The sequence below is a fragment of the Candidatus Protofrankia californiensis genome (assembly GCF_900634765.1).
Taxonomy (GTDB): Bacteria; Actinomycetota; Actinomycetes; order Frankiales; family Frankiaceae; genus Protofrankia; species Protofrankia californiensis.
Map to the genome: position 1 here is coordinate 1 of NZ_CAAAFT010000263.1, position 2,302 is coordinate 2,302.

Annotated in this window: 4 protein-coding genes; 1 reads left to right on the forward strand and 3 read right to left on the reverse strand. The window is 64.7% G+C overall.

Annotated features, from left to right (window positions below; genetic code table 11):
• Positions 1 to 273 precede the first annotated feature (273 nt).
• From DD1DGNOD_RS14515 to DD1DGNOD_RS14525, 3 genes are all read right to left on the reverse strand, one after another.
• Positions 274 to 594, reverse strand: coding sequence for a hypothetical protein (locus DD1DGNOD_RS14515; RefSeq protein WP_131770375.1), 321 nt, complete (start codon positions 592 to 594; stop codon positions 274 to 276).
• A gap of 345 nt (positions 595 to 939) precedes the next feature.
• Positions 940 to 1,248, reverse strand: coding sequence for a hypothetical protein (locus DD1DGNOD_RS14520; protein WP_131766906.1), 309 nt, complete (start codon positions 1,246 to 1,248; stop codon positions 940 to 942).
• Between the two features lie 210 nt (positions 1,249 to 1,458).
• Positions 1,459 to 1,944 carry a winged helix-turn-helix transcriptional regulator gene (locus DD1DGNOD_RS14525; RefSeq protein WP_131770376.1) on the reverse strand — a complete coding sequence of 162 codons (486 nt, stop codon included), beginning with the start codon at positions 1,942 to 1,944 and terminating at the stop codon, positions 1,459 to 1,461.
• 75 nt (positions 1,945 to 2,019) lie between these two features.
• Between DD1DGNOD_RS14525 and DD1DGNOD_RS14530 the strand changes: the two genes are divergently transcribed.
• Positions 2,020 to 2,302, forward strand: a 283-nt coding sequence (locus tag DD1DGNOD_RS14530; RefSeq protein ID WP_131770381.1) for an MFS transporter, incomplete at its 3' end; no start/stop codon positions are given.

Consider the following 2,302-nt stretch of genomic DNA (forward strand, 5'->3'; position numbering starts at 1 on the left):
GGTAGGAACCCATGGCCTTCCCAGTCGCGGCCGGCATCCGCTTGTAACAGGTATGGAAACCAGAGCTGCGGGCCGCCCGGGTCGTGGGCGGCCCGCAGGCCGTGGGTTTTCTGTCCCTGCCGTTCCGGAGGCCGTCGGCGTGTGCTGGCACACCCGTTCACATGTTCAGGCCGTGGAACTCCTGTGGGCGCCATGGTGGCTTGAAAGGGTATGCCAGCGGGCCGTTATCTGTCCGGCGGTTCCGGTGGCCGGATGGGGCTCCTCGGCAAGCTCCTACTTGCTGTCGTGCTTGTCGTGCTTGTCGTACGACTTGTTGTGGTCGTACTTTCCGTTGTCGTGCTTCTTGTGGTCATACTTCTTATAGTCGTACTTCTTGTCGTCGTCGTGCTTCTTGTCGTCGTGCTTCTTATAGTCGTGCTTCTTATAGTCGTACTTCACATGGTCGTACTTGTCGTGATCGTACTTGTTGTCGTACGACTTCTCGATCTGGCTCGTCGACGGGGCTGCCTGGGCGACCGTCGGGGCGAACAGGAAGGCCGCGAGGGCAACGCCTACTGCGAGCAGCAGGTACACGGGCTTTTTCGCGAGCGTCATGTCACTCCCTTTCATGGTTGGCCGGTAAGCCGATGACTACAGCTTGGGCGCCCTGGTCCAGCATTCCCGTTCACCGCGCAGTGGTAAACATTGTCACCTTGACGCGATTTTCTGACGGGGAGTGACAGCGCCGGATGCGGTCATGGCCGCCAGGCGTTAACATTGGCGCCCCACCCCACCCCCGTCGCAGTGAATGGCTTCGAAGCGCGTCCGGGATCGGTGGCCGTAGCCCTACCAAACCATCAGAGAATGCAATAGCGGGCCGGTGGCCGCCGGGTGCACATTGTCCGGGTGTCCCATCCGGACAGAAAAAGACAGGAAAGATAGGAAGGGGTGGCCTGTTGATCACGTCCGGCGGTTCACGGCTCTCCGCGGGTCGGCGTCCCGATGATCATCTTGTGGCCGTTCGGAAGGCAGCGGCGGCCTGCGTCTGCGCCGGCGCGCCCGCGGTGTGACGCCCGGCTCGCGGGTACCGCGGTGGTCGAGCATGAGCGTGAACGGCCGGCCCGGCGCCTGCCCGGCCATCACGCGCTCGACATGGATGAGAAGATCGTCGAAACGCGGCGCGCGTAGGACCTCGGCGGAGGGCAGGAGCGCCCACCAGCTGTCACTATCGGTACTTTGACCGAATATGACCACCGGCGGCTCTGCCATGACGACAACATTGCCGGTCGTCCGCGGACGACCGGCGGCAATAGAGTGAACATATGGTTACGGGTAGTTATGCAACCGGGCTGTAGCGCCGGTGCCCGGCCCGCCACCGCACTGGGCCGCCGTACCGTCTCACGAGCCTGACGGCGGGTGGGCGTGACGATCGGCAGGCCTAACCAAGGCCGGTCGAGGGGCCGCAGAGACCGACGGTGATCAAATTCGCTCGGCCGACGGCAGGGTCCTGCCGTCGGCCGCACCCGGTCCGGCGACTATCCGTACCTCTCCCAGGCGCAGCGTAGCACCGCACTGCGAGCAGGCCGGGACCGCCTCGGCCACATGTCCGCAGGTCTCGTGCACGAGCTCGACGGGCGGGCCGGCGGGGGGCGTGGCCCACCGGTCGCCCCACTGCCGCATCGCGGTCAGCACCTGCCAGAGATCGCGTCCCTTGTCGGTGAGCCGGTAGTCGTAACGGACCGGGTGTTCCTGGTAGGGGACGCGGTCGAGGACACCGTGGGCGAGGAGATGGTCGAGCCGCTGGGCGAGGACGTTGCGGGCGATGCCGAGTCGCTCCTGGAAGTCGTCGAAGCGAGAGACCCCGAAAAAGGCGTCCCGGAGGATCAGTGGCGTCCACCACTCGCCCACGACCTCCAGGTACTGGGCAATCGAGCAGTTCACATCCTCGAAGCTGACCCGCCGCATGACCGGACGATACAGAGTTGCGTGACGGAACTGAAGAGTTGCATGACAGAACTCAACGTGTCTACCGTGCGTTGCATGACAAGACCTACTGCGGAAGCAGATGATCACCCGGGGTCGGCGGATCGCCCGGGGCTCGTGCTGGCAATCGTGTGTGCCGGCGTGGTTCTGCCCAGCCTCGACCTGTTCATCGTCAACGTCGCTCTGCCACAGATCTCCGGCGACTTCCACGGCGCGAGCCTGAGCAACCTGTCCTGGGTGCTCAACGCCTACGCGATCATCTTTGCCGCCCTGCTCGTCCCAGCCGGACGGCTCGCCGACCGCGCCAGCCGGAAGAGCGGCTTCCTCCTCGGCCTTGGCC

Excerpts from the sequence above, each read along its gene's own strand:
- DD1DGNOD_RS14520 (WP_131766906.1), bottom strand. The coding sequence starts at position 1,248 with ATGGCAGAGCCGCCGGTGGTCATATTCGGTCAAAGTACCGATAGTGAC.
- DD1DGNOD_RS14515 (WP_131770375.1), bottom strand. The coding sequence starts at position 594 with ATGACGCTCGCGAAAAAGCCCGTGTACCTGCTGCTCGCAGTAGGCGTT.
- DD1DGNOD_RS14525 (WP_131770376.1), bottom strand. The coding sequence starts at position 1,944 with ATGCGGCGGGTCAGCTTCGAGGATGTGAACTGCTCGATTGCCCAGTAC.